Origin of the sequence: Pseudomonas sp. TH08 (assembly GCF_016651275.1) — a bacterium.
GTDB lineage: Bacteria > Pseudomonadota > Gammaproteobacteria > Pseudomonadales > Pseudomonadaceae > Aquipseudomonas.
In genome coordinates, this window is record NZ_JAEKEE010000003.1 from 757,228 (window position 1) to 783,388 (window position 26,161).

23 protein-coding genes and 1 pseudogene are annotated in these 26,161 nt (G+C 59.3%); 13 read left to right on the forward strand and 11 right to left on the reverse strand.

Going from position 1 to position 26,161, the window contains the following annotated elements; translation table 11 throughout:
• Nucleotides 1-168: 168 nt before the first annotated feature.
• From JFT91_RS16735 to JFT91_RS16745, 3 genes are all read right to left on the reverse strand, one after another.
• Nucleotides 169-4,635, reverse strand: coding sequence for a hemagglutinin repeat-containing protein (locus tag JFT91_RS16735; RefSeq protein ID WP_201233140.1), 4,467 nt, complete (start codon nucleotides 4,633-4,635; stop codon nucleotides 169-171).
• Between the two features lie 113 nt (nucleotides 4,636-4,748).
• Nucleotides 4,749-6,476 carry a ShlB/FhaC/HecB family hemolysin secretion/activation protein gene (locus tag JFT91_RS16740; RefSeq protein WP_201233141.1) on the reverse strand — a complete coding sequence of 576 codons (1,728 nt, stop codon included), beginning with the start codon at nucleotides 6,474-6,476 and terminating at the stop codon, nucleotides 4,749-4,751.
• A 108-nt stretch (nucleotides 6,477-6,584) separates the two neighbouring features.
• A complete protein-coding gene (locus JFT91_RS16745; protein ID WP_201233142.1) occupies nucleotides 6,585-7,718 on the reverse strand; it encodes an MFS transporter in 1,134 nt (377 codons plus the stop codon).
• Between the two features lie 101 nt (nucleotides 7,719-7,819).
• Between JFT91_RS16745 and JFT91_RS16750 the strand changes: the two genes are divergently transcribed.
• The 3 genes from JFT91_RS16750 to JFT91_RS16760 all read left to right on the forward strand — a co-directional run bounded on the left by JFT91_RS16750 (nucleotide 7,820) and on the right by JFT91_RS16760 (nucleotide 11,388).
• Complete coding sequence (locus JFT91_RS16750) at nucleotides 7,820-8,584, forward strand: AraC family transcriptional regulator (RefSeq protein WP_201233143.1); 765 nt, start codon at nucleotides 7,820-7,822, stop codon at nucleotides 8,582-8,584.
• Between the two features lie 96 nt (nucleotides 8,585-8,680).
• The gene (locus JFT91_RS16755) at nucleotides 8,681-9,799 is read left to right on the forward strand and encodes an HlyD family secretion protein (RefSeq protein ID WP_201233144.1); all 1,119 of its coding nucleotides are present in this window, start codon (nucleotides 8,681-8,683) and stop codon (nucleotides 9,797-9,799) included.
• The gene (locus JFT91_RS16760; RefSeq protein ID WP_201233145.1) at nucleotides 9,796-11,388 is read left to right on the forward strand and encodes a DHA2 family efflux MFS transporter permease subunit; all 1,593 of its coding nucleotides are present in this window, start codon (nucleotides 9,796-9,798) and stop codon (nucleotides 11,386-11,388) included. Before JFT91_RS16755 ends, JFT91_RS16760 begins: the two co-directional genes overlap by 4 nt.
• Before the next feature lie 116 nt (nucleotides 11,389-11,504).
• On the opposite strand, the gene JFT91_RS16765 is transcribed toward JFT91_RS16760, so the two are convergent.
• Nucleotides 11,505-11,945 carry a carboxymuconolactone decarboxylase family protein gene (locus JFT91_RS16765; protein WP_129391721.1) on the reverse strand — a complete coding sequence of 147 codons (441 nt, stop codon included), beginning with the start codon at nucleotides 11,943-11,945 and terminating at the stop codon, nucleotides 11,505-11,507.
• A 186-nt stretch (nucleotides 11,946-12,131) separates the two neighbouring features.
• On the opposite strand from JFT91_RS16765, the gene JFT91_RS16770 reads away from it, so the two are divergent.
• Nucleotides 12,132-12,431 carry a hypothetical protein gene (locus tag JFT91_RS16770; RefSeq protein ID WP_201204866.1) on the forward strand — a complete coding sequence of 100 codons (300 nt, stop codon included), beginning with the start codon at nucleotides 12,132-12,134 and terminating at the stop codon, nucleotides 12,429-12,431.
• A gap of 203 nt (nucleotides 12,432-12,634) precedes the next feature.
• On the opposite strand, the gene JFT91_RS16775 is transcribed toward JFT91_RS16770, so the two are convergent.
• Both JFT91_RS16775 and JFT91_RS16780 read right to left on the reverse strand, forming a co-directional pair.
• The gene (locus JFT91_RS16775; protein WP_201233147.1) at nucleotides 12,635-14,206 is read right to left on the reverse strand and encodes a sensor domain-containing diguanylate cyclase; all 1,572 of its coding nucleotides are present in this window, start codon (nucleotides 14,204-14,206) and stop codon (nucleotides 12,635-12,637) included.
• A gap of 350 nt (nucleotides 14,207-14,556) precedes the next feature.
• Nucleotides 14,557-15,222, reverse strand: a complete 666-nt coding sequence (locus tag JFT91_RS16780) for a ribonuclease T2 (protein WP_201204870.1) — start codon at nucleotides 15,220-15,222, stop codon at nucleotides 14,557-14,559.
• 165 nt (nucleotides 15,223-15,387) lie between these two features.
• Between JFT91_RS16780 and JFT91_RS16785 the strand changes: the two genes are divergently transcribed.
• Nucleotides 15,388-15,858: a hypothetical protein gene (locus JFT91_RS16785; protein WP_201204872.1), complete on the forward strand. Its 471-nt coding sequence runs from the start codon at nucleotides 15,388-15,390 to the stop codon at nucleotides 15,856-15,858.
• A 76-nt stretch (nucleotides 15,859-15,934) separates the two neighbouring features.
• A complete protein-coding gene (locus JFT91_RS16790) occupies nucleotides 15,935-16,720 on the forward strand; it encodes a transporter substrate-binding domain-containing protein (protein ID WP_201233149.1) in 786 nt (261 codons plus the stop codon).
• Here the strand turns inward: JFT91_RS16790 and JFT91_RS16795 are convergent.
• Complete coding sequence (locus tag JFT91_RS16795; RefSeq protein WP_201233151.1) at nucleotides 16,689-17,540, reverse strand: helix-turn-helix domain-containing protein; 852 nt, start codon at nucleotides 17,538-17,540, stop codon at nucleotides 16,689-16,691. The genes JFT91_RS16790 and JFT91_RS16795 overlap by 32 nt on opposite strands.
• Nucleotides 17,541-17,701: 161 nt before the next feature.
• Here JFT91_RS16795 and JFT91_RS16800 point away from each other — a divergent pair, with 161 nt between their 5' ends.
• Nucleotides 17,702-18,616, forward strand: a complete 915-nt coding sequence (locus JFT91_RS16800; protein ID WP_201233152.1) for an alpha/beta hydrolase — start codon at nucleotides 17,702-17,704, stop codon at nucleotides 18,614-18,616.
• Nucleotides 18,617-18,809: 193 nt separating this feature from the next.
• Here the strand turns inward: JFT91_RS16800 and JFT91_RS16805 are convergent, their stop codons facing one another.
• On the reverse strand, nucleotides 18,810-19,025 hold the full coding sequence (locus JFT91_RS16805) for a hypothetical protein (protein WP_201233154.1): 216 nt from the start codon (nucleotides 19,023-19,025) through the stop codon (nucleotides 18,810-18,812).
• A 144-nt stretch (nucleotides 19,026-19,169) separates the two neighbouring features.
• Here JFT91_RS16805 and JFT91_RS29650 point away from each other — a divergent pair.
• Both JFT91_RS29650 and JFT91_RS16810 read left to right on the forward strand, forming a co-directional pair.
• A pseudogene (locus tag JFT91_RS29650) lies at nucleotides 19,170-19,340 on the forward strand (UDP-4-amino-4,6-dideoxy-N-acetyl-beta-L-altrosamine N-acetyltransferase); the annotation flags it as partial.
• 18 nt (nucleotides 19,341-19,358) lie between these two features.
• Nucleotides 19,359-19,727, forward strand: coding sequence for a DUF7079 family protein (locus JFT91_RS16810; protein ID WP_201233156.1), 369 nt, complete (start codon nucleotides 19,359-19,361; stop codon nucleotides 19,725-19,727).
• 45 nt (nucleotides 19,728-19,772) lie between these two features.
• On the opposite strand, the gene JFT91_RS16815 is transcribed toward JFT91_RS16810, so the two are convergent.
• Nucleotides 19,773-20,135, reverse strand: a complete 363-nt coding sequence (locus tag JFT91_RS16815) for a DUF6124 family protein (RefSeq protein WP_201233158.1) — start codon at nucleotides 20,133-20,135, stop codon at nucleotides 19,773-19,775.
• A 573-nt stretch (nucleotides 20,136-20,708) separates the two neighbouring features.
• A complete protein-coding gene (locus tag JFT91_RS16820) occupies nucleotides 20,709-21,098 on the reverse strand; it encodes a type III secretion system chaperone family protein (protein WP_201233159.1) in 390 nt (129 codons plus the stop codon).
• 568 nt (nucleotides 21,099-21,666) lie between these two features.
• Here JFT91_RS16820 and JFT91_RS16825 point away from each other — a divergent pair.
• The 4 genes from JFT91_RS16825 to JFT91_RS16840 all read left to right on the forward strand — a co-directional run bounded on the left by JFT91_RS16825 (nucleotide 21,667) and on the right by JFT91_RS16840 (nucleotide 25,056).
• Entirely contained in the window at nucleotides 21,667-22,611 is a 945-nt protein-coding gene (locus JFT91_RS16825; RefSeq protein WP_201233160.1) for a hypothetical protein, read from the forward strand.
• A complete protein-coding gene (locus JFT91_RS16830) occupies nucleotides 22,608-23,444 on the forward strand; it encodes a hypothetical protein (protein ID WP_201233161.1) in 837 nt (278 codons plus the stop codon). Before JFT91_RS16825 ends, JFT91_RS16830 begins: the two co-directional genes overlap by 4 nt.
• Nucleotides 23,445-23,613: 169 nt before the next feature.
• The gene (gene dusA, locus JFT91_RS16835; RefSeq protein WP_201233162.1) at nucleotides 23,614-24,600 is read left to right on the forward strand and encodes a tRNA dihydrouridine(20/20a) synthase DusA; all 987 of its coding nucleotides are present in this window, start codon (nucleotides 23,614-23,616) and stop codon (nucleotides 24,598-24,600) included.
• A 27-nt stretch (nucleotides 24,601-24,627) separates the two neighbouring features.
• Entirely contained in the window at nucleotides 24,628-25,056 is a 429-nt protein-coding gene (locus tag JFT91_RS16840; RefSeq protein WP_242489284.1) for a DUF2388 domain-containing protein, read from the forward strand.
• On the opposite strand, the gene JFT91_RS16845 is transcribed toward JFT91_RS16840, so the two are convergent.
• Complete coding sequence (locus JFT91_RS16845; protein ID WP_201204893.1) at nucleotides 25,057-25,890, reverse strand: undecaprenyl-diphosphate phosphatase; 834 nt, start codon at nucleotides 25,888-25,890, stop codon at nucleotides 25,057-25,059. It abuts the gene before it with no gap.
• Nucleotides 25,891-26,161: the final 271 nt, after the last annotated feature.

The following is a 26,161-nucleotide window of genomic DNA, read 5'->3' on the forward strand; positions in this document are numbered from 1 at the left end:
CGTGTAGTCAAGAGGAGCTAGACGGGACACAACAGCCCTCGCAGCTTTGCTGCGGGCACAAAAACAGGAGCAAGCCTGCTCGCAAAAGCGTCGCATCAGTCAGGTATTTCGCTGACAAAATGGACGCCTTCGCGAGCAGGCTCGCTCCCACAGGTTTTGTGCTGGGGATCAGCCTTTCTCGTCGATCCCGGCTTGCAGGGTCTGGGTGTCCAGATGCCCGCTCAGGGTGACCGGGCCGACTTTCAGGTTGCCGTTTTCCAGGGAAACCTTCGGTGCGTTTTCCTCGGTTTTGTGTGGCAGATCCAGCCCGGCTTTGACGCCATAATCACGGTTGCTCAGGTCGCTGTTGCTGACCTTGGAACCGCCCAGATCAACCTTGCCTTCAGTCGCCGAAATCCGTGCGCCGGTCAGTTGCGTAGCACCGCCAACAGCCAGGTTCACGCCTTGGCTGCCGCTGATCCCGGACGCCTGCGCAACGCTGTCCTTGTGCGCGTATTCACCCAGTGCCTTGAGCGTCGGTTTGTAGTCGGTGCCGGCGAGTTTTTCCTTGTCGCTGGGTGGATTCTTTTTCGCCGTCAGGCCCAGATCGACATCGACCTTGGCGTGCGTCTGCGAGTCCTGACGGCTGTCGACGGTGAGGTCACCCGCAACCTTGCCACTGACCGATTGCGCATCGATCCGCGCGCCGGCCAACTGCGCATCACCAGCACTGTTCAACACTACGCTGTCAGCCTTGATCTGGCTGTTCTGCTGCGTGGTGCCTTGCAGGTAATCCACGCCCACTTTAGCCCCGGCATTGAAGCCGTGATCGCTGCTGGCTTTTTCATCGGTCGCGGTTGGGGTTTTGCTGCTCAGGTTGCCACCCGCGTTCAGCGCGACATTCCAGTTATTACGGTTGTCGGTGGACTGCGCCGACTCCTGCACATAACCGCCCTTCTGCGCATCGATTCTGACGTCAGGCGCGCTGACCTGGGTGCCTTGCAGATGCACCGATTCGCCGCTCAACGCAATACCGCTCTGAGCGTTGAGCTGGCCACCGCTCAGGGTTTGCGAGTGCTCGTTAACCCGACCGATGTTGAAGTTCCCGCTCAGATTACCGCCCTGATCACGGCTCTTCTCGCTGCTGGTCTTGCTGCCGCCGCCCTTCAAGCCGCCGCCGAGATTACTGCCGGTCGCGGTGTGGGTGTCGGTGGCCGCTTGCAGATCGAGTTTGCCGTCGGCGTGCAGGTCAATGACGCCCGCGTTAACCCTGGTGCCTTGCTGGACCTGATCGCCGCCACTGCTCAGTTGCAGTGGGCCGTTGCCGCTGATGCTCGCCACGCGAGCTTGCGTGTCAGTGGTTTGTTTGCCGGTGTGATCGAGTTGGAACCCTGCGCCGAGATCGACGTTGGTGCCGTCGTTGCCCGGCAAAGTGCCGACCGTCAGCGAGCCATTGCCGCGCAGGCTGCTTTCGTTGCTGTTCTGACGGTCGTTGGCCTGATTCAGCGCCAGATCACCGCCAGTCTTGATGCTCACACCGCCCTGCCCGCCATCGAAACGGCTGCCTTCGAACTGCGCATCACCAGCCGCTTTGATGTTCACGCCCTGGCTGCCGGCATAACCGCCGACTACGGCAGTGGAGCTGTCCTTCGCGGACGTGCTGCTGCCACCCGCGCCGCTGCCGGCGACGTTCACGTCTTCACCGGTTTTGGTGTAGACGCGCACATCGACCTTGGCGTCTACCGCGTTATCGGAACTGCTGTGGGTGTTGCTCGCGGCATCGGCGATCAGTTTGTCGGCGCTGATGTTGACCTTGCCGGCGCCAGCACTGTACTGGGTGCCTTGGTCGTGCAGCGTGCCAGTGGTTTTCACATCGACAGTTGCGCCGTCATAACGGCTGACCACGGCGTTGCTGGCTTGCTCGGATTTACTGGCGCTGCCATGCCCGATCGCCACGTCGATACCGACGTTCGGCTGACCGAGATTGCTCAGCGCCTCCTTGTCCGGCACCTTGCCGTTCAATACATCTTTAACCGCACCGGCGATTGGCCGGGCGATGTCCTTGTATTCGACGTTGGCGCCGATGTCCGCCGACCAGTTGCTCTCGGTGTGAGTGCTGCTGTCGGTGTTGCTGGCCGCTCGGTTGTCGACTTCGTTGGCGAGCACATTCAGACCGTTGCCGGACTTCAGTTGCGCGCCCTCAGTGACGAGTTTGTCGGCATTGAGGTTGAGGCCGCCGCTGCTCTGCATACGGGTGGTTTGCGCGGTGGTTTTGCTGGTGGTGTCCTGCGAGGTGCTGTGGGCGAAATCGACGCCACTGCCAGCGCGGTCGAGGCCGCCGGTGTAATAGAAACCGCCGCCGGTGCTGCTCTTGTCGGTGGAGGTTTTATGGCTGTCCTCTTCGGCCAGCAGCGCAACGTTCTTGCCGCTCAACGTCGTGTCGCCCGCGGTGGATTCCACTTGCGCGCCTTTGAGGGTCACGTCGCCGCCCGCCTTCACCTGAACGCTGGCGCCGCTGAGGCTGGAGCCTTGCTGGGTGACGTCGTTGCTGGTGACGGTTTGCTGTTTGTCTTCGTAGTGAACACCGGCGCGATATTGCTCTGGCGTTTGCTCTTTGGCGTAGGCATCGAAGCCACGCGTTTCATTGGTGGAGCTGCTGTCGTGAGTGTTCTGCGCCGAATGCACGTTCACATCACCCGCCGCATCGGCCGTCAGCGCACCGCCAGCCTTGACCGTGGCGCCGGCGACTTCAATGTCCCTGGCGCTCTTGAGCTTGAGGTTGCTGTCCGACACCAGCTCGCTGCGCACCGTGGTGCTGTCCTTGCTGTTCTGGCGTGACTCGTCCTTGGTGATGCCGAAGAACTTGCTGTCCTTGTCGTGAGTGTTGCTGTGGGTCGTGTCCTGCACGCCGTCGATCACCAGCGAACCCTTGTCGCTGATCACGCTTGCCTCAGTGCCGCCGCGCACCTGGCTGCCACTGATGCGCACGTCGTCAGCCTTGACGATCAGTTTGCCGGCAGCGTTGATTTTGCTGCCCTGATGCTGGGTCCGGCCCTTGTCGGCATCGCCGGTCTTGCCGAAGAAACCACCGCCGACCAGGTCACCGGAGTAGCGGTTGTCGCTGCTGCGGTTGGTCCGCGTCGCCGTGGTGATTTCCACCTGTTTGCCGGCCAGTTGGACGTCGCCCGAGCTGCTCAACTCGGCGCCTTCGGAGCGCAGCAGTCCAGCGGTTTGCAGAGCGATGTTGCCGGCCTTCAACTGGCTGGTGACGCTGCGCTGTTCTTCGCTGCTGCTGTTCCAGTCAGCTTTCCACAGGTGTTTACGGTGGTTGCCCTGATCGGTCTGGGTATGGCTTTCAGTGGCGGCGGTCAGGCGCAGATCACCGCCGCTTTGCACGCTGAGATGCTTCGCGGCTTCGACCTTGGCGGCTTGCAGTTCAGTGTCTTTGCCGGAAGACAATTTCACATCGCGGCTGGCGGCGATCTGACTGCCGTGCTGGCGCGATTCGCTGTCAGTCTGGGTGCGATCGTAGGTTTCCCAAGTGATGCCGATGGTGCTGTTGTTCCAGTTCTCGCGCTTTTCCTGAAGCTTGCGGCTCTCGACCGTGGACAAGGTCAGATTGCGTTTGGCGTCGACCGTAACGTCGCGACCGCTGACATCGGTGGCGGCCAGGGTCAGATCCTTGCCGCTGTGCAGGCCGACATCGCCCTGGCTGCTGCGGATGCCCGCGCGGGTGACGTCGAGACTGTTGGCCACGGCCTCACCGCTGACACTGAGGTCACCGGCAGAACGAATCTGCACGCCGTCACGCCCGGCGACCTGCACTGCACCGACGCGCACACCAGCGCCTTCGGCGGTACTGACAATGTTGATGCGCCCGGCCTGCATTGCGCCGAACAGACTGGCGTCGATGCGTTGATCGGCAGTATTGCCGGCCGGGTCCACGTTTTTCACCTGACCGCTGGCGTAGTCGAGCTGATTGCGGCCGACGGTGAGGTTCAATTGATCACGAGCGCTGATCGCGCCCTGGCTGTCGATACGCGGGGCGATCAGGTTGATCGAGCCCTCCGCATTGCGCAGGCCGCCGCTCTGAATCTGCAACTGGCCGCTGGCATCGCGGGTGCTCAGACCTTGCAGTTTGCCGTCGATCAATTCCGGACGACCGACCACCAGGTTGGCGTTCGGCGTGTTGATGAAACTGCCGCCATTCACCGAAATACCGTTGGGGTTGGCCAGCACGTAATCGGCGGCGCGACCGAAGATTTCCTGCGCGCCGTTGATGGCCGAAGGGTTGCGGCTGATCACTTCGTTGAGGATCACGCTCGCGGCTTGACCCTGCAACTGCGGGTTGGCCGCCAGTTGCCCGGCAAGCTGCGATTGCCCGGCCTGCAAGGCGTTGTTCAGCACCAGGCCCTGACGGTCGACGTTGTAATCGAGAAACTGGTTGTGCGACAGGCCCGAACCGTTGGGCGCGACGATGTTGACGATGGGCACACCGCCCTGGGTTTGCAATTGCGCGGTGCCACCGGGGCCCGGTGCGACGATGACACCGCCGGCCATCGCGCTCGGCAGGTGCACGGCGAAGAACAGGCTGGCAATCGCCCAGCGCAATTTGCCCCGTGGGGAAAGATGAAATGCAAAGGTGTGTGCTGGCATAAAAACGTCTCCATGTGAGTACGGCATCACGTCGCGCGTTTTAGTCTTGGCCGTGGCTGACGCGCTCAGATCCGACGGCTGTTTGTTCACTGCGTTAAAGGTTCAGGTAGCGCTCATATCTGCACCCCGACACGCATCAGCCAGGTTTCAGGCTCATGCTGCAAACCGTTGGGGATGTTGAGGGCGCGCTGGTAATCGACGTCGACTTGCAGGTTCTTCCAGCCCAGATTGAGGCCGAGACTGGCACCACTCAGGCGTTGACCCTGAGCGCCGTGATCAGCCTTGATCCAGCCATGGTCGAGGCCCACACGCGGGGTGATCTGTACCGGCCAATCACTGCGCAGCGGCAAGCGCAAGGTGTTGCGCCAGATCGCTCCGCTGGCGCCCGAGGCGCTGCTGACCCGATAGCCGCGTACCGCCGAATCGTCGGTGCCAAGCAATTGTTCGATGGCCGGCAACGGGTCGGGGCTGTATTGCAGATTGAGTTGGCTCTGCCACTGCCAGGTCTGCGCACCGAACTGGCCGTTGCGCCACTGACTGAGGCCGGCGCGGTACTTGCGGAACTGTGCCTTGGGCAAGTTGTTGATCGACTGTTGCGAATCATCGTCGGCACCGAACCAACGCAGGCCTTGAGCGTAATTGATGTCCAGGTTCCACACCGCGCGGTCGAGCCAGAACAGATTGAGCCCGGCCTCGGCCACGGTCAGGGTCGGGCTCTGAATGCCCAGCCGGACATTTTCCAGATAGCTGTCGACGTCCTTGTGTGCCAGTTGCAGGTTGGCGCTGAGCTGGCGGCTCTGGTCGCGCCACAACACGCGGTCGGCGCGCAGGCTGAGCTGGTCGGTGATGCCGGTGCTGTGAAAGGTAATGCTCGGCAACTTGAATGGTGCGCGGTATTCGGCATGGCTGGCGAATACGCTATAGGTCCAGTAACCGTAGGGGATCGCGTAATACAGGCTGGCGTTGCGGCTGTAGCGATCGCCCTGATTGAGCGTGTCACTGGCGCTGACGCTCAGCAGGTCATTGAGTTGCAACGGGCTGTCGAGGCTCAGGCTGACGGTGTCGCGATCACGGCCGGTGCTGGCGCTGCCGAGGTTATCGAAACCCGCGTTCAGGGCCCAGCGCGACGGCGTAGCACCACGACTGCGCAGGATGATTCGCGAGGCGCCGGGTTGGCTGCCGGGAGCGATGTCGGCGGTGAGATCGACCGAGCGCAAGCGGTTCAACTGATCGAGGCCCTGCTCCAGATCGCGCAGGTTCAGCGGTTCACCGAGCATGTTGGGGAACGCCCCGCCAAGGGACACTGGCAGGCTCTGATCGGCCAGTTCGATGGACTCGATGTAGCCTTCGTCCACCCGAATATCCAGCGACTGCCCCGCCGCCGGGGCGCTGACCAGGTATGGCCGGCTGGCAATGTAGCCCTGCTCGACGTAGATCGCGGTGATGGTCGCCAGCAGATGATTGATCTGGCCGACGCCCATGCACGGCGCCAGCAGCGGTTTGATTCGCGCGTTGAGTTTGTCGCTGTCGATCAAGGTGACGCCGCCGATGCGCGTACCGCTCAATGGCCAGCAACGCTCATCGGCGGCAACGGTGGCCGGGGTGGCCGGAGTGACGGGCGCCGCACCGAACGCGCCGCGCTCCAGTTGCCGGCGGCGCTGCTCCAGTTGCAGCTGTTGCAGATCGCGCTGCTGTTGTTGTTGCTGGCGCAGCACTTCCTGACCCGGCGCAGAAGGTTCGGCAGCTTCAATCGAGGAGGCACACACACTCAACACAAAGGCCGCCAACAGCGGGCAACGCGTGAAACTACGACGAAAAACAACGCGAAACGGATACGGCACGCAACTTCCTTGCGATCATCAAATGGCGTAATGCCATGTCATCAATAATCGTGATAGTCGGAGCCCTCCTACACAAATGCAAGACGCTTCCTACAGCGCTTACATTTCTTAAACAATTGCTTTCACAGGCTTTATTGCCCGCAACAAGGCCACGGCGCTACACGCTATCAGGGTTTCCCCGAGGGCCCGAGACCCACCGGCGAGCATCAATCCCGCGCCGATCAGCAAGTAATAAAACAGCCCCAGCAACGCGCCGGCAGTGCCCAGACAATCCGGGTAATTGACCAGTGCGGTGCCGAGAATATTTGGAATCGCCATGCCGAACGCCAGTACCACCAGCAACATCGGCAGCACGAACACACCGCCGTCCTGCAGCCACCAGACACCGAGGCCACCCAGCAAACCGCTGAACGCCGCGAGACGAATCAACTGCAAAGCGCTGAACCCTGCTTTCAACAATTGCTTGTTGAGCCATGCTCCAAACCCTGAGCCCAACGCGAGGATCACGCCGCTGTATCCGAACGCCGCTTCACTCAAGCCGATTCGCTTGAACAAAAACGGACCAAGGCTGTAATAGCTGAACAACGCAATGTTGAATGAGGCGACCCACAGTGCCGAACGCCAGATCCCGACATCGCGCAACATGCGCACAAGAGTTTCCAACAGGCCTACCGAAGCCACCGGTAACACACGGGTTTCCGGCAGAGCGCGCCAGCTCCAAAGCCACAGCAGCACAGCGATCAGCAACAACGCGCCGAGCACACCGCGATAACCAAAGCCCTGTACCAGCCCCGCACCACTAAACAGGCCAATCGCGGGGCTGGCGGCCAGCGCCATGCCCACCAGCGAAAACACCTGCGCCAGTTCCGCGCCCTGGAAGCGGTCGCGCAACAGGGTTTGCGTCACCACCGAACCGACGGCGGCGCCGAACGCCGCCAAGGCTTGGGCCATCAACAGTTGCTGGAAAGTGCTGGCACTCAAGCCAATGACGATGGCCACCGCGTAGATCGCCAGCCCGGCGAGCATCGATGGGCGCCGACCAATCCGGTCACACACCCGACCCCAGGTCACCACACCAAAGGCAAATGCCAGAAAATACACCGACAACGTCTGCGCCGCTGCCTGCGGGCTGACGTCGAACGCCTGCGCAATGTCGCCAAGCGCCGGGCTGTACAAGGTCTGGGCGATCTGCGGAAACATCAACAGCGCAATCGCCAGTAGCAATAAGTTTCGATTGTTCATTTTTCGTTTACTCCCCAAGCTAAAACTGCAGAGGAGTTTATGAAGCGTCGACTGGCGTATTATCCAGATCCCGCCAACTTATCGCTTAAATCGGACAATCCATGGCTTGGCTCAATGCCCACGCGACGTTTGACCCGGATCTTTATCCGGCACCGGTAATCGGCATCGCCTCCACATTGGGCGATCACGACTCCGGGCTGCACCGCCATCAACGCGGGCAATTGCTCTACACCCGACAAGGCTGCACCCGCATCACCCTTGCGCAACAGTTGTGCCTGCTGCCGCCCTCGCGTGCGGCGTGGATTCCACCGGGCGTCGTTCATCGTGCGGTGATGCAGCAAAGTGTCGATTACCGCTCTATCTATTTGTCGCCCGAGCTGTGCTGCGAACTGCCGCAACAGGTCTGCGTGTTCGAAGTCAGCCCACTCCTGCGCGCTGTGCTGGAGCCCATGGCACTGGCAGACTTCGACAGTGATTGGCGGCAGGGCAAATTCGTCCACCTGCTGGGTCTGTGCTTGAGCGAGATGAGCGATGCGGCGCAACAACCCATGCTTTTGCCCCTGCCCCGGGACAAACGCCTCGCACCGTTGCTGATGTCTCCCGAACAATTGCCACCGGAACTGCAGGTGCTGGAGCAGCAGATCGGCGCCAGCGCCCGCACCATCGGCCGGATCTTCCAGCGCGAAACCGGCATGAGCTACCAGCAATGGCGCCAGCAGTGGCGGCTGATGCGCGCCATGGAATTGCTCGCCACCGGGCGCAGCCTCAGCTACTGCGGGTTTGAGTTGGGCTTTGCCAGCGACAGCGCGTTCATCGCGTTCTTCAAATCAATGACCGGCAGCACGCCCGGCCATTGGCTCAAGTAGGCACCTGACGATCGGCAACATAAATAAATTGCCAGCAAATATTACCTGCGTCATATTACGTCCGTAATAACGACTCGCTTCCGCAGGTATTACGCCATGACCAGCATGCCCACCCTCGAACCCGATCTCGCTGTTGCGGCCAAGACCCGACCTCCCCTGCTTAAACGCCTGCTGATTGCCGCCGCCGTTTTGATCGCGCTGATGTTCGCCGCTGTGTACGCCGTGCATTGGTGGGGCACCGGGCGTTTTCTCGAAGAAACCGACGATGCCTACATCGGCGGCGACGTCACGGTGATCGGACCGAAAGTCGCCGGTTACATCGACGAAGTGCTGGTCAGCGACAACCAGTCGGTGAAGGCCGGAGATGTGCTGATTCGCCTCGACGCTCGTGACTATCGCGCCAATCTGGCCAAGGCTGAAGGTGCGGTCGCGGCCGAAGAAGCGCTGCTGGCCAACCTTGACGCCACTGAACAATTGCAGCAAGCCGTGATCGGTCAGGCCCGTGCCGGTATTGATGCGGCGGGTGCCGAAACCTCTCGCTCGCGCGATGACAATGCTCGCTACAAACGCTTGGTGACGACCAATGCCGTGTCAGTCGAAAGCGCGCAACGTGCCGACGCCACGTTTAAAACCGCGCAAGCGCTGAGCGCCCGCGCCCAGGCCGAACTGCTGGCCGCACAACGCCAACTGGCGGTGATCGATACACAGAAACAACAGGCCCGCGCCGCCCTCCAGCAAGCCCGCGCCGAGCGAGACCTGGCGCAGTTGAATCTCGGCTATACCGAACTGCGCGCCCCGGTCGACGGCGTGATCGGCAACCGCCGCGCACGGGTCGGCGCCTATGCGCAGGCGGGTTCGCAGCAACTCTCTGTGGTGCCGGCCAGCGGCTTGTGGGTCGATGCCAACTTCAAGGAAGACCAACTGGCGCGGATGAAACCCGGGCAACGCGTGAGCATCCGCGCCGACGTGCTGTCCGGCCAGGAATTCCACGGTCGTCTCGACAGCCTGGCGCCGGCCACCGGCTCGCAATTCAGCGTGCTGCCGCCAGAAAACGCCACTGGCAACTTCACCAAAATCGTTCAGCGTGTACCGGTACGCATCCTCCTCGATCCGGCCGATGGCGTGCTCGGTCACTTGCGCCCTGGGCTGTCGGTGACCGCTGAAGTCGACACCCGCGCTCAGCCTGAAACCAGCGCCGTGGCTGTCGCGCCATGAGCGCCACCCTCACCGCCCCTGCGCAACCGTTCAACGCGGCGGACATGGCGACCGCGACCAAGGTGTTCGCCTTCGCGACCATGTGCATCGGCATGTTCATCGCCCTGCTCGACATTCAGATCGTCTCCGCGTCGTTGCGCGACATCGGCGGTGGATTGTCTGCCGGCACCGACGAAACCGCGTGGGTACAGACCAGTTACCTGATCGCCGAAATCATCGTGATTCCGCTGTCGGGCTGGCTGTCGCGAGTGTTTTCGACGCGTTGGTTGTTCTGCGCCTCGGCGGTCGGTTTTACCCTTGCGAGCCTGCTCTGCGGCATTGCCTGGAACATCCAGAGCATGATCGCTTTTCGCGCACTGCAAGGTTTTCTCGGCGGCTCGATGATTCCGCTGGTATTCACCACGGCGTTCTTTTTCTTTACCGGCAAACAACGGGTGATCGCGGCGGCGACCATCGGTGCGGTCGCGTCACTGGCGCCGACCATGGGCCCGGTGATCGGCGGCTGGATCACCGATGTATCGTCGTGGCACTGGCTGTTCTACATCAATCTGGTACCGGGGATTTTCGTCGCCGTGGCGGTGCCGATGTTGGTGAAGATCGACCAGCCGGAGCTGTCGCTGCTCAAGGGCGCGGACTATCTGAGTATGGTGTTTCTCGCGCTGTTTCTCGGCTGCCTCGAATACACCCTCGAAGAAGGCCCGCGCTGGAACTGGTTCAGCGACAGCACGATCCTCACCACTGCGTGGATCAGTGGCCTGTCAGGTCTGGCGTTTATTGGCCGGACATTGTCCGTGGCCAATCCGATTGTGGATTTGCGCGCATTGAAGGACCGCAATTTTGCCCTCGGCTGCTTTTTCTCGTTTGTCACCGGCATCGGCCTGTTCGCAACGATTTACCTGACGCCGCTGTTTCTCGGCCGGGTGCGCGGTTACAGCGCGCTGGACATTGGTCTGGCGGTTTTCTCCACCGGGGTGTTCCAGATCATGGCGATTCCGCTGTACGCCTTTCTGGCCAATCGCATCGATTTGCGCTGGATCATGATGGTCGGGCTGGGCTTGTTCGCGGTGTCGATGTGGGAGTTCAGCCCGATCACCCACGACTGGGGCGCGGGGCAATTAATGCTGCCGCAAGCGCTGCGTGGGATTGCTCAGCAACTGGCCGTACCGCCGGCGGTGACGTTGACCCTGGGTGGGCTCGCACCGGCGCGGCTCAAGCATGCATCGGGGCTTTTCAACCTGATGCGTAACCTCGGTGGGGCGATTGGCATTGCTGCGTGCGCCACCATTCTTAATGACCGCACCAACCTGCACTTCACGCGGTTGGCCGAGCATTTGAACAGCAGCAATGAGGCGATGAATCAGTGGCTGGAGCAGGTCGGCGGCAACCTCGCCGCGCTGGGCCAGAGCGGCGATGTCGGCGTCACCGCCGGTCTGCATCAGCTGTGGTTGCTGACCTATCGCGAGGCGCAAACCCAGACTTACGGCGATACGTTTCTGATGATCATGGTGTGCTTCGTCATCGCCACGGCGATGGTGCCCTTGATGCGCAAGGTGCAACCACCGCCAGGGCCGAGTGCCGACGCCCATTGACGCTTGTGACTCTCGTAGGCGCTGTCGAGTGCAACGAGGCTGCGATCTTTTGATCTTGGGTTTTAGCAAGCCAGATCAACAGATCGCAGCCTCCGGCAGCTATCTACAGGGGTGGGTCAGGCCTGTGGGGTTTTGCGGAAGCCGACGGCCAGGCGGTTCCAGCTGTTGATGGTGCTGATGGCGACGGTCAGGTCGACCATTTCCTTGGGGCTGAACTGCGCGGCGACAACTTCGTAGTCTTCGTCCGGGGCGTGGGTCAGGCTCAGTTGGGTCAGGGACTCGGTCCACAGCAATGCGGCGCGTTCACGGTCGCTGAAAAACGGTGCTTCGCGCCATGCCGTCACGGCGAACAGGCGGCGTGGCGTCTCGCCGCCCTTGATTGCGTCGGCGGTGTGCATGTCGATGCAGAACGCACAGCCGTTGATTTGCGAAGCGCGCAGTTTGACCAGCTCAACCAGAGTTTTTTCCAGCGGCAGTTTGGAGACCGCCGTTTCCAGCGCGATCATGGCTTTCAGAGCGTCAGGGGAAGCGGTGTAGAAATCGGTACGAGCTTTCATGGTGGGTTTCCGGGGCGAGTGAATGTGTGACTACGTTAGTCCTCACCTCGGGTTCATCAAATAGCCAATATTGCCGAAGATCAGGAGGCCACTCGCGAACACCCGCGACCGCTCGTCAGCCGACCGGCACCAAGGGTTCTGCGCGTCAGACCAATATCAGGTGTATCCCCTTTCTGGAGACGTACCATGATGACGCGCAAACTCACCTCGATATTGCTCGCCGGCCTGCTGGCTACGGCATCGGCCGCCAGCTTCGCCGCCAATGACGGCGCTGATGCGACCGGCACCAAATCCGGCGCAACCAGCGGCTCGACCATGCCGCCGGACAACACCCCCGGTGCACCATCGGGTGGTAACAGTTCCGACGGCGCCGGTTCCGGCACTGGCACCAATGGCGGCGCCAGCGGCTCAGGTTCGGGGGCGGGTGGCGGCACCGGTTCGGCCGGCGGTGGCACTGGCGGTGCAGGCGGTGGCACGGGTGGCTGAACGAACAAGAGTCATCCGTGGTAAATGAATCGAGTACCCACCCTGTACTGAATGTTCACTCTGTGGCGAGGAGCTTGCTCCCGCTGGACTGCGTAGCAGGCCCCTGCTTTTGAAGTCAAAGAGCGGGCCGCTTCGCGCCCCAGCGGGAGCAAGCTCCCTCGCCACAGGGGTAGCAGGTCTCTTCAGGTAAAGGGATTTGTGTATCAGCGGTCAGAACGCATCAATTCCGCGATGCTGTCATCCATCGACAACACCGCGGCGCGGTTACGCCCGGCATTTTTCGCTTGATACAACGCCGCATCGGCCCGCTGGATAAACACTTCCAGACTGTCATTGCCGCTCGGAATAAATGAATAACAACCCAGACTCACCGTCAGATAACCGGTCGGCGAGCCACTGTGTGCAATGTGTTTGTCGATCACACTGCGACGAATCTGCCCGGCAATCGCCAAAGCACCGTTGATGTCGGTGTCCGGCAACAGCACTGCAAACTCTTCGCCACCGTAACGCACCGCCAGATCAGCCTTGCGCTGGCAACACGTCTTCACGACCTGCGCGACCTGCGTCAGGCAGTGATCGCCGGCCACATGCCCATAGGCATCGTTGTAGCGTTTGAAAAAATCGATATCGAGCATGATCAGACTGACCGGGCTGACCTGCCGCGCGCCCCGGGCAAACTCAATTTCCAGCGAACGCTCGAACAAGCGTCGATTGGCCAAGCCCGTGAGGCTGTCATGTGTCGCAATCTGCTCCAGCGCAAGCTGTGCCTTGCGCAGGTTCTTCTCGATTCGCTCGCCGTTGCGCACCTGATGAATGAACACCCAGCCGAACAGACCGACACCGAGGATCAGCAGCGCAACGATCACACTGGACTGAAACGCGCGCGCGTACCAACCCTTGAGAATGGTGTTTTGCGAGGTGGCAGCGGACACCACCAGCGGATACGAGGCCAATTGCCGATAGCCATACAAACGCGTAACACCATCGACCACCGAACTGATCATCGCTGTGCCGGCCGTGGCTTCGGGCAGCAACTTGCGATAAATCCTGCCATTGGCCAACGAACTACCGATCAGGTTTTCTTCGAACGGGCGACGCGCCAGCAGCGTGCCGTCGGTCAAACCGAGGAACATGATGCCGTCGTCATCGAGGCTGAAGCTCTTAAAAAACTGGTCGAAATACGACATCTTGATCCCGGCCATCAACACGCCCTGGAAGTTGCCGGCGCGGTCGTTGATACGTTTCGAGATCGGAATGATCCACTCGCCGTTCTCACGGCTGCGGATCGCCGGGCCAATGTGCGCCACGGTCGAGACGTTCTGCTGATGGAACTTGAAGTATTCGCGGTCGGCCACGCCGTTGCCGTGAGGCAAGTCCGGGTAGGACGTAATCACCCACTGGCCCTTGTTGTCGAACAGGAACATGCCGTGCAACTGCTCGAGTTGCTGCACTCGACGGGCGAAGGTTTTCTGCAAACGCGGCCGTTGTGCGGCGCCGTAACCATCGTCCTCGACCCAGTCGACCAGACTGGTCAGCACCAGATCCGCCGCCAGAAACGTGTCTTCGGCCTGCTGCGCCATCGCCCGCGTCAGGTTGCTCGATGCCACCTGCGCCACCGCCAGATCCTGGCGCCGCGACTGCTCCAGTTGCAGGTACAGCAAACCAAACAGGCACAGACACACCGCGACGATGAACAACGCCGCGGCTTTGCGCAGCGGCAGCCGTTTAAGGGAGCCTCCGGGAGCCTGGTGCGGATCGTGAATGGGGATTGGCAAAAGCGTGTCCTGAGCAGGTACGACAAGGGCAAAGGCCCGAAACCCTTAGTTTTTGTGAGCGTAGTTCACCGAGATGCGCCGGGCAAACGCCAGCGGCCCGCCAAGTTGTATCGGCGCGCGGCGAATTTGGATGACCGCTACGGGGAGATTTATTTTCGTTTGCCTGTTTCGGTGAGATTGCCGTATCAAGCGGTGTGTACGGTTTTTCCGGATTTAGCGCCGACTGAACGGGCGCTGGTCTGGGCATGAAAGGGTGTTGAGCGGGGTGCAGCGAGGCCATAAACCCTGTGGTGAAGGGATTGATCCCCTCACCACAGGTTCAGTGTTTGTCTTTTCGACTTTGAGTCAAATCAGCGCGAAGGCGGCACACGGATGTCGCCCGCCCGGCACTGGGTTTTCACGCCTTTGCCGCACGCGCCGAACTGCAGATCCTTGCCCATGCACACGCGCACTTCCGACAGTTCCGGGCCGCTGCATATCACTGCAATGCCGTTGGCCGGAATTCCCGGATTGGCCTTACGGAACAGGTCTGCAATCTCCTGCGCCTCGAAGTAGTACGAGGTGCTGAACGGTTGCAGTTCATCAGGGATTTTCACCGCCGCGACGGCTTTATCCGCTTCGTCCAGATAGCCCATCGCGCCGAGGCCGCTGCACGTGCCGTGCTTGGACCATTCGTGATCGAGCAGTTTTTTGGTCGGGAACAACGTCAGGCCTTTTGCGGTTTCCGCTGCCGACAGCGTAGTCAGCGGCGGGCAGGATTCCGGCCAGCCACCACCGGCGTATTGCGGCCACAGGCCATGCAGGACAAAGCCATAGCCCTTGCTGGAACACTGCACATCGTCCTTGTGGGTCAGACAAAATGTCGGCGACCACGACAGCGTCAGCAAGTAGTAATCGAATACCCCCGCCACCGCTTCCGCTTGCACTTTGCTCGACTGCGATTGCCGCGCCGAACTCAAACCGATGCTACCGACCGTCAGCGCAATCACTGCCAAAATTGTAAACAGCTTTTTCATCTACCCGCTCCTTGGGACGCCTGCGTCCGTGGTTTTCGATCCTGACCAGTCTTGGTCAGAGGTGATTTGGACATGCTTGTGTTGCAAGTGCATGACGCAAGGCAAGGCCCTACGCCGTTGAAAGGTCTACGATTAATAAGCAGACATCAAATACAGGGATCCGAAATGAGTAAAGCAGACGAACTCGCCGCGAAGCTCAAGCAAACCCAACCTGCCCATGCGGACGCGGCGCTGGAGATCGATTGCTGGCCGGCGCAAGTGTATGCCCTTTACCACCGCATCGAAGGGTGGCTGCTACCGGTCACCGAAGTTGGCCTGAAAATCCGGCGTAATCCGACCCACGTTTGCGAAACATCGCCGGATGGCGAAGCGCATGATTACGCCATCGACCAATTGGTCATCGAGGCGAATAACCAAAGCCTGACATTTGATCCCATCGCACGGTTTACCGAGGATGGCGCCGGACGGGTGCAAATCACCCTGCCGGACCGCAACACTTACCTGTTGCGAACTGTCGATGAACACCAAGAAAGCCACTGGTGGCTGCAGACCGTTGAAACCGGGCAACAACTGGATGCCATCGCGTTGACCGAAAATAACTTGCTGCAGGCGGTGCAGGAAGGTCTCGGTTTGTAAGCGCCTTCACCGATAGGTGATCAGCGCCGAGAACGTGGTTAACTTCTCGCTCCGATCCCTTTGAAGCCCGACAGACATGACAAAAACCACAATCTTGCTCGGTACTCTGCTGGCCCTGTCCCTGAACTTTAGTGCTCAGGCGGCAGAACAGACCTCACACCTCGACAGCATCCAGCAACAAGGTCAACTGCGCGTCTGCACCACCGGCGACTACAAGCCTTACACCTTCAAGCGCGCCGACGGCGACTTTGAAGGCATCGACATCGCCATGGCTCGCTCACTGGCTGACAGCCTCGGGGTCAAGGTGCAATGGGTGCAGACAACCTGGAAAACCCTGATGCCGGACATGCAGGCTGGCAAGTGCGACATTGGCATGGGCGGCATATCGGTAACCCTGGAACGGCAGAAAAAGGCGTACTTCAGCAACACCCTCGACACTGACGGCAAGATCCCGCTGGTGCGCTGCGCCGAGCAAGCCAAATACCAGACCATCGAACAGATCAACCAGCCCAACGTGCGCCTGGTGGAACCGGCCGGCGGCACCAACGAAGCCTTCGTCCACGCCTATCTGCCCAACGCGCAACTGGCTCTACACGACAACGTGACAATCTTCCAGCAACTGCTCGATAACCAGGCCGACGTGATGATTACCGACGCCTCGGAAGCGCTGTACCAGCAGAAACTCAAACCGGGGTTGTGCGCGGTGAATCCGCACCAGTACATGCAGTACGGCGAGAAGGCTTACCTGCTGCCGCGCGATGACATCAGCTGGAAACTGTATGTCGATCAGTGGCTGCACCTGAGCAAGGTCACCGGCAACTATCAGAAGGTCATAGGTGAGTGGCTGGCAGTGCCGCAGTAAGGGTTTTCAGCGCTGCATCGGCCTCGCTGTCGGGTGCGGCGGTCATGACGATGATCGACTGATCGGGGCTTTCCGTGCAGGAGAGCATCTGCCAATCAAGGCTGAGCTTCCCCACCTGCGGATGCTGAAAAGTTTTGCTGCCGCAGGTTGGGCTGGCCACCAGATGAGTCGCCCACCAGCGGCGGAAGTCCTCGTCACGCAGGGACAGTTCGCCGATCAGCGAAGCCAGTCGCGGATCGTCCGGAAAGCGCGCCGTGTCCATCCGCAGAAACGCCACGCAGTTGCGCCCGTTGTTTTCCCAATCGACGTACAAACTGCGAAACCGTGGGTCGAGAAATGACAGACGAATGAGGTTGCGCTGTTCGATCGGTATTTCGGAAAAGTCGACGTACAGCGCCGCCGCCAAGGGATTCCACGCCAGCACATCCATGTAGCGACCGATGACTATCACCGGAATGTCCCGCAGGCTGTCGAGCAGACGTTGAGTTTGCGCGCCGACGGTTTGCCGTCGATGCAGATCAACCGTGGTGCGACCCAGCCGCGCCAGTCGATACAGATAATCCAGATCATCCTCTTGCAGACGCAGGCTGCGCGCGACGGCGGCCAACGCGGACTTGGACGGCGACAACCGTCCCTGCTCCAGACGCGTGTAGTAATCGACGCTGATGCCCGCGAGCATCGCCACTTCTTCGCGGCGCAAACCGGCGACACGGCGTGCACGCCCTACATCAGCGGGTAATCCGACCTGCGTCGGATCGAGTTCGGAACGACGCGCGCGGAGGAATTCTCCGAGGTCGTTGGGGCTGTTTTCTATAGTCATGGGGCGATCATGGCGCTCGCGCGCGAATCAAGGAAGGCTCTCTTTATCATAGGAAAAACTTTCCCAGGAACCGCGCTCTCTTTTTGCCTCCCTCCCACGGGTTCAATCTTTGCCTCGTCAGCCGCCACCTGCGGCACCGCACCAACCCGTGGAGTGCACCAATGAAAACCAACATCAGCTTCCTCAGCAACGGCCTCAAACTCGCCGGCCACCTCTACACCCCGAACGACCTGCAACCCGGCGAACAACGCCCGGCCATCGTCGTCGGCCACCCGTTCGGCGGCGTCAAAGAGCAGACCGCCGGCCTCTACGCACAGAAACTCGCCGAAAAAGGCCTGATTGCCCTCGCCTTCGACGCCAGCTACCAAGGCGAAAGCGAAGGCGAACCGCGCTTCCTCGAAGATCCGTTCGTGCGTGCTGAAGATTTCAAAGGCGCGGTCGACTTTCTGTCCAACCATGCTTCGGTCAACCCGCAACGCATCGGCGCCCTCGGCATCTGCGCGGCCGGTGGCTACGTGCCCTTCGCCGCCCAGACTGACCGACGCATCCGCGCCGTCGCCACCGTCAGCGCCGCCGACATCGGCCTGCTGTTCCGCGAAGGCCTTGGCGGCACCGGCACTCCTGAGCAGCTCAAACAATTGCTCGAAGAAGTCGGCCAGCAACGCACCCGCGAAGCCCGTGGCGAACCCGTGCGCCTCGACCCGATCGTGCCAGACAACCCGGCCGACATCGCCGAAGGCACCCCGACGCTGTATCGCGAAGGCAGCGAGTACTACCGCACCCCACGGGCACAGCACCCGCACTCGCCGAACACCTACGTGTTCACCAGCATCGACCGGATTGCCGCGTACTCGTCCTACGACCGCATCGACCTGATCTCACCGCACCCGTTGCTGATGATTGCCGGCACTGAGGCCGATACTCGTTACTTCAGTGAATTGGCCATCGAGAAGGCAATGGAGCCCAAAGAGTTGGTATTGATTGAAGGCGCAAGCCACATCGACCTGTACGACAAAGAACAATTTGTCGGCCCGGCGGTAGAGAAAATGGCGGGGTTCTTCAAACACTACCTGTAACGCGATAAACCACAAAAGCTGTGGTGAGGGGATTCATCCCCGATGGGTCACAAAGCGCCCCATCTTTCAGCGAAGCAACTAAAACCGTGGCGAGGGAGCTTGCTCCCGCTGGACTGCGCAGCAGGCCCATCCTTTGGGGCTGCTCCGCAACCCAGCGGGAGCAAGCTCCCTCGCCACAATTCATCCGAGCATTTCAATCGTCATGCAACATGCCGGAACTGTACTGATTAAGACTGCTGCCAATACTGTTCCCGCCGAACTTCAGCGTCGTCGCATTACTACGCCCATCCAACGACTGACAATCCGCCGAAAAACAACTGGTGGTCGTCAACCCGCCCGCCCCTGAACAGGCACTCAACACTGACACCGCAGCAGCAACCAACAGCACTTTGACGATATTCAGGCGCATGGCACGATTCCCCTCGGGATTAAAAGCGACGATCTTGTGCCAACATCATAGGCCTGCGCCGCCCACCCCAACATGAAACTTTCCTGATCGACAGCGCCGGTTCAGAATCGCCTGACCGCCAGACAAGGACATCCCATGCAATTCCTGGTAAAGATGCACCAGAAATTCGGGTTTGAGGTCGAGGGTGTTCGGCGGCAAAACGTGGTCTAGGATGGCGTTCGGATAGACGTGGTTCAGCTGGGAATTACCAAGGCTGAATGGCAGGACAAGCGTCCGGCACTGGCCCCTGTGATCGAACGACTGAATAACGCCTAGCGCAGGGAGCGGCCGAATTTGCGACGAGAACTGAGCCCCGCCGAGCTATACGAAATCCGCGACGCCCTGTCGTGGATCTTCGTCGACACCGCCGTGGATTACCCCTACATCGCCAGACAAGTCGAAGGCTACGATCCGGAACAGATCAAAGACATCCTCTATTCCGAAGTCGCCGTCGTCTGCGCCTGGAACCTCGCCGGCCCACTGCCGCCGATCTGGACAGGATTCAAAGCCGATGAGTTGAATCAGGACATCGAGGACATGCTGCTGGCGAAGGAAAACAGCTGGATGCGGCGGCAGCTTCACCGACTGCACACCGCTTGGTTGCGGTTTAACTATGGGGATGCGTGGAAAGAGCTTTCGGCGCACCTTAAACGTTCGAGTTGATGCCCTCCATGGCAACGGCAACCCACCGCCACAGAGAGCTACGATTTACGGCTTGATTTCGACGTTATCCAACGCCCGATTCACCGCCAACTCGGCCAACATCACCACCTGCGCAATGCCTAGCGCGGTTTTCCGGCGCGTGTTGTCCAGCGTCGCGGCAAAATTGTTGAGCATCTCCGAGGCAGAACCCAGGGTTTCGCTGGCATTGGCCAACAGGGATTCCGAGTCGTACTTCGGATTAGCGAAGTACATGCGTTCAGGCTCGTCGGTGTCGGCAATGTTCTGGCTGGCGGGAAGGAGATAGTGATCGAGCGCACGCTCGGCGGCTTCGTGGAGTTTTTTGGGGTTGAGGGAATCGTAGGGGGATCCGGGATCGGTTTCTGGTGGGTTGGGTGTTGGTTTGAACATAAGTGAAACTCCAATGCTATTTGTGGAGCTTTCACCCTCTCGCTACCAAACGATGGGTGGCGGCCATACGAAGGTTGGTAGACCGGGCATTGGAACCGGCGCTTCCGAAGAAGCCCTGCGCATGGCCACCATCAAAACGAAGACGAGAAACGTCGTCGCAAGACAGTAGTCTTGTGCTTCTGACGGAGACGGGCTACCAAACCCGATCACTGTTTTTCAGTGACCCAGGAACAATAGAACCCGCGAGCTAGAGGCACAAGCCGGCGGATTCTGTCTTAGGTGTAGGGCGTGGCGCAAGGTGTTGTAGGTCTTGGACGACACCACCTCAACTCACTTAAACAAGCGCAGTCTTCGCTGTTTAAATTCACGAAAAATTCGAGTGCTTCGCCATCAGGCACCGACATGCAGCGGTCGCATTCATTTTCTGGGCACTCTTAGCGTCTCGAACTGTAGAAATCTTCAAAGCCTGTGTTGATGTTTGCAATCGAAAAACTTAACCATACGCTTTCGTCGAGGGAGCTAAAAACAGCAAATCAGATCTTTATCATTTCCCCACTGGATTGCCCCCGCCCGCTACCCCCGTATTCCCGAACTCTGTTCCAGCGGTTGTTGACTGTCGTGCTTATGGGCGAGTAGTTCAGTAGCCAGTTCAATAGCACGCTCCAAGAACAGCAACAAACTGTCGACCGTCAAATGATCTAGCCACTCCCGGCTCCAAAGCAGCGTCTCACCCTGAGGTGTCCGATCCAACAGAAACACAGTGTCGCTGCAGAACGTTGTCAGCAACGGAGAATCAGGCATCACATGGCCCGGTAGCAGCAGATAAATGGCCAAATGGTCGTCATCTTCCGCCAACGTCAATACCAGCTCATCGTTGACAGTAAACGTAGTTATGGTTTGTCCGGCTTCAGGAGTGGGTAGTCCGAGGTGAGTAAAGAGTGCGGTGACGAGCGAGTGATACATAGCCAAGCCTTGTTCAAAGGAGAACATCACTCTATTTGGCCGCCAGGCTGTTGCTTATTAGTTGTCGTCGTATTTTTGTAGCACAGGGGCGCTAATGCACGGCCGGCCGTTAAACAGGAGGGACTCGCTCACCTCTCATTCGGGTTGGTCTGAATCCTAAAAAAGCGAGGCTATCTCTGACAAATTGCTTCTGGGTAATGGCGTAAGTTAAAGGTCTTTCGCCCCATTGGCCGCTGGGTAATTACATGAAGACAGCACCCCACAATCCCGACATCAGCCAACTCCCCCGTCTCAATCCAGGCTGCAACAGCCGACGGTCATCACTCTGGGTAACAACAGACTGCGCCTTCTTGATACCGGAAATCGTGAGTTCGAACGAGGGATCCGTCGCAACATCACTCACAGCCAGAGTAAAGAACTAAAGGCTGTCATTCAGGCGGTACGTAATTATCAGGCCCAGAAAACACCTTCGCTGGCCGCATTGGCGAAAATCGATAACGCGTTGCAGTTTTGGCTCGAGTCAGGAAGGAACCGATCCCGTCAGCAGGATCCGGTACTTCAACGACTGGTGAATGACATCGCCTCTCGACGTCAAGCGTTCAGCCAAGGAGGGCAGGCCCCATCCTTTCAACTGGCATGGGTCTGTAATGAGCAGGGGCGAGTTAATCAACCCATTGAGAGCAATCATCATATTCGTCAATGGATAGGGGAACTTACTCACTTACGGCAACAGGGGGCTCATGATCTGTTCAAACGAGAACTGCAGAGTGGACTCGACCTGATGTTCGGAGTAAGTGAAACAATGACAGCCTGCCGTTTAGAGCGCGCTCCCACCCAAGAGGAAGTCGCCGGTAGTCATGAGTGGAAGGCATTCTGTGGCGCACTGCGCCTGCAATTACCAACTCTTGGGGCGCTGCAGCCACAAGCCACAGCCGAAGAGAACGGTCGTGACATTCTGATAGCCCACAGCCACCTCCTGGAGATGGGCCACCTCAAGGAAGTGCTAGCTCTGAGTCTGGCCCAGAAGGTGAAGCAGCAGGGTGAGATTGGGCTACTAAGGACCGAATTACTGACAGCGCTGGTGGATGGACTGGACGCTCCCTATCAGGCCTTGGCTGAAGAGAAAAAATTACTCTGGCAAGGAGAAAACAAGCAAAAGATGAGCTATGAGCTCGGTGTGCGAGCTGAGCTCAAGCGCCCTCTTGATGTCGCCAGTCACGAGATCAATCCCGGACAGCCTGTCAGTCAGAAGGAGTTCAGCGATATAGGGCTAATCAACGCCAGCGTGTTGGCTGAAGCATTTGCCAAAATCGAGATCGGTAAATGGGAAGCTCGCAGCCAGACCCCTATTGGCGAGCTTTCCACAAAAGCGACCCTGGTTCAGGAGAACATGGCCGGAGCCAAGGCCGAGGCGATGATCGGTAAAGTCGAAGGGTCACTAGCGTTCAACTCCGCCCCCGGATCCTCAACGACACTGAGGGTGAGCGATATAAGCCTGGCCCTCACGATGTGAGCCTGCTGCGCATCGGTGCCAGCGCCGAGCTGGTCAGCAAGCTTGGACTGTCAGTCGAGGGCAGTTGGACTGTCGGCAACCTGCTTAATGCCAAACTCGCAGGCGCTGCCGAGGTTGGCGTCAACGCCAGACTGGAGGCAGGAGCCGCACTGATGATGACCCCAGCGGGACCGATGGCCAGCGTGACAGCTAACGCCTCGGCTTTCGCCGGCCTGAAAGCAGAAGGGAGCGCTCAGCTCAACCTGTTCAAGAGCCAATACGCCAATGCATACAGCCTATCGGCCAAGGTTCGCGCTGCCGCCAATCTGGGCGTTGGTGCCACAGCAGGTGCAACAGCAGCTATCGGCTCGGCAGGCGTCAAACTGCATACGACCCTCGGTGTGACCCTGGGTGTTGGCACCGAGGTGGGCTGGGAAGGCAGCGTCAATGCGATGGCCACCAAGGCCTATGCATTGGAATTGGCTGCACGTGCCATGAGCAGATTTGACCAAAGCAAGGGGCAATATCTTGACAGCCAAGCGATGGCGATCGGCATAGAGAGCCGCCTCTATGAACTGGCCCAACGGATGGATAGCAGAATTGCGACCCTTGCCAGCGAGCTGGATGCGCTGCAGCTGGCTGTCAGTGAAAACCGGCTTCGCCTACAGGAGAGTCCAATCGATCCGCATACGACGACTGGTCGTAGTGCCATGGCTCAAGCTATTGATGATGCTTTCGGCCAGGAGCGGGTCGATGAAAATGGGCTCACTACTTTTCCTGAGCGAGCAAGCGAGCGTAATGACAAACTCGAATTCACTGCCCGCCTGCTACAAAATCACGCCATAAAAGTCTGACTGATGCCGCTGACAGCAATATGACTGGCGTGATCTTCTATGGAATACCCAGGCGATCAACGCCAGATTCATTGCAATCGGAAATACGTATTCACGACGCATGAGACTCTGCTCTGCACCATTCCTGATAAACTCCCCCGCCTTCGCCCCTCTGATTCAGATTCCCCCAATGCCTCTACAACCTGCCCCGCTGTCCCGCCGTTTCTCCGTCGCCCCGATGATGGATTGGACTGATAGGCATTGCAGATACTTCCTACGCCTCCTATCGAAGAACGCCCTGCTCTACACCGAAATGGTCACCACCGGCGCGCTGCTCAACGGCGATCACGAACGTTTCCTCCGTCACAACGAAGCCGAGCACCCTCTCGCGCTGCAGTTGGGCGGTAGCGTTCCGTTGGATCTGGCAGCCTGCGCCCGTATGGCGCAGGAGCACGGCTACGACGAGGTGAACCTAAACGTCGGCTGCCCAAGCGATCGTGTGCAGAACAACATGATTGGCGCCTGCCTCATGGGTCACCCGCAACTGGTGGCGGATTGTGTAAAGGCGATGCGCGATGCGGTGACGATTCCGGTCACGGTGAAGCATCGGATCGGTATCAACGGTCGGGACAGTTACGCGGAGCTGTGTGATTTCGTCGGCACCGTCCGCGATGCCGGGTGCACCAGTTTCACTGTGCATGCGCGGATTGCGATTCTTGAGGGCTTATCGCCGAAGGAGAATCGCGACATTCCGCCGTTGCGCTATGACATTGCTGCGCAGCTGAAGGCGGATTTTCCAGAGTTGGAGATTGTGCTGAACGGCGGGATCAAGACGATGGAGGCTTGCCATGAGCATTTGCAGACGTTCGACGGTGTGATGCTGGGGCGTGAGGCTTATCACAATCCGTATTTGCTGGCGGAGGTGGATCAGCAGTTGTTTGGCAGTTCGGCGCCGGTGATCAGCCGTGCTGAGGCGTTGGCGCAGCTGCGACCTTATATTGCCGAGCATTTGCTGGCGGGTGGATCGATGCATCACATCACCCGCCATGTGCTGGGCCTGGGCACGGGTTTCCCGGGGGCACGTAAATTCCGTCAGTTGTTGTCGGTAGATATTCACAAGGCCAAGGATCCGTTGGCGTTGCTGGATCAGGCTGCGGAGTTGCTGGAAGGCCGTTGATTGAAGGTTTGAATAGGCGGGCAATGCATGAGCGTTGCCCGTAGTTTTGTTTTGCTGACAGGATGTCTTTTGGGTATGCCCGCGTTCAGCTGTGTTTTCTTCAAGCGATTCACCCTCCTCGCTTTGCTCGTCACCGTCCCTGCCAGCGCCTGCGCCAGTTGCGATTTCTTGAAAGGGTGCGGTGATGGGGAAGACGGCCCTTTTGAATCTACCCAGATGGCCGGTTTTCTGACTTTCACGACGACGATGATCACGGTCGATGGTTTGTCGGACATGTCCGGGCTGAAAAAACGTGTGTATTCGGTAGAAGAAATCGAAGCCGCGCGGTATTTCCTTGCCAGTGACGGCATGCTGCAGGCCGCGTACTTCACGTCAGCGTTACAGCGTTTTCGCCAGGAGTCGCCCGACAGCGAGTTAAACGACCTCGCCGTCGCCGCGTTGATCAGCAGTCAGTAATCAGCTTGCCGCTGCTGCCGTCCAGTTGACCCAACCGAACGCCCACGTTGCCAGAATCAGCAAGCCGAACGCGATCCGATACCAGGCGAACGCGGCGTAGCTGTGGTTGGCAATAAACTTCAGCAACCCGCGCACGGCGATCATGGCGAAGATGAATGCGGTGACGAAGCCGAGGGCGAAGACCGGCAGGTCGCTGTGCTGGAACAGGTCACGGTATTTGTAGCCGGAATACACGGCGGCGCCGACCATGGTCGGCATGGCGAGGAAGAACGAGAACTCAGTGGCGGCTTTGCGCGACAGGCCGAAGAGCAGGCCGCCGATGATGGTCGAACCGGAGCGCGAGGTACCGGGAATCATCGCCAGGCATTGTACGAAACCGACCTTCAGTGCGTGGGACCAGCGCATGTCGTCGACGTGTTCGACGCTGATCACATGATTGCGCTGTTCGGCCCACAGCATGATGATGCCGCCGACCACCAAGGCCACGGCGACGGTGATCGGGTTAAACAGGTATTCGTGGATGGCGTCCGCGAATAACACGCCCAACACCACGGCGGGCAGAAAGGCGATCAGCAAGTTCAGGGTGAAGCGTTGCGCATTACGCTCGGTGGGCAGGCCTTTGACGATGTCGATGATCTTTGGTCGAAACTCCCAGACGACGGCAAGGATGGCACCCAGTTGAATAATGATGTTGAAGGCCATGGCGCGTTCACCGCCAAAGTCGAGCAAGTCGGCGACGATGATCTGGTGACCGGTACTTGAGATGGGCAGGAACTCGGTCAGGCCTTCTACTGCACCTAATATCAACACCTGAAAAAGAGTCCAGAAATCCATTAATCCTCCGTCAGAGCGCTCTTGGCGAGCGACCGGCTTATAACACTCAGGGATTGAGTATCAGAAGTTAAACAATTGGTTTATTTGAAGATCAAAAGATCGCAGCCTGCGGCAGCTCCTACATTTGAAATGCATTCCCCTGTAGGAGCTGCCGCAGGCTGCGATCTTTTGACTTTGAAAGAATAGGGCTTATGAATTGCCACACTCAAGCCATGTTAGTAATCGTCGGCTGACGATCTAAACGAAGAATATTTAGGCCTTGCGCAGAAAA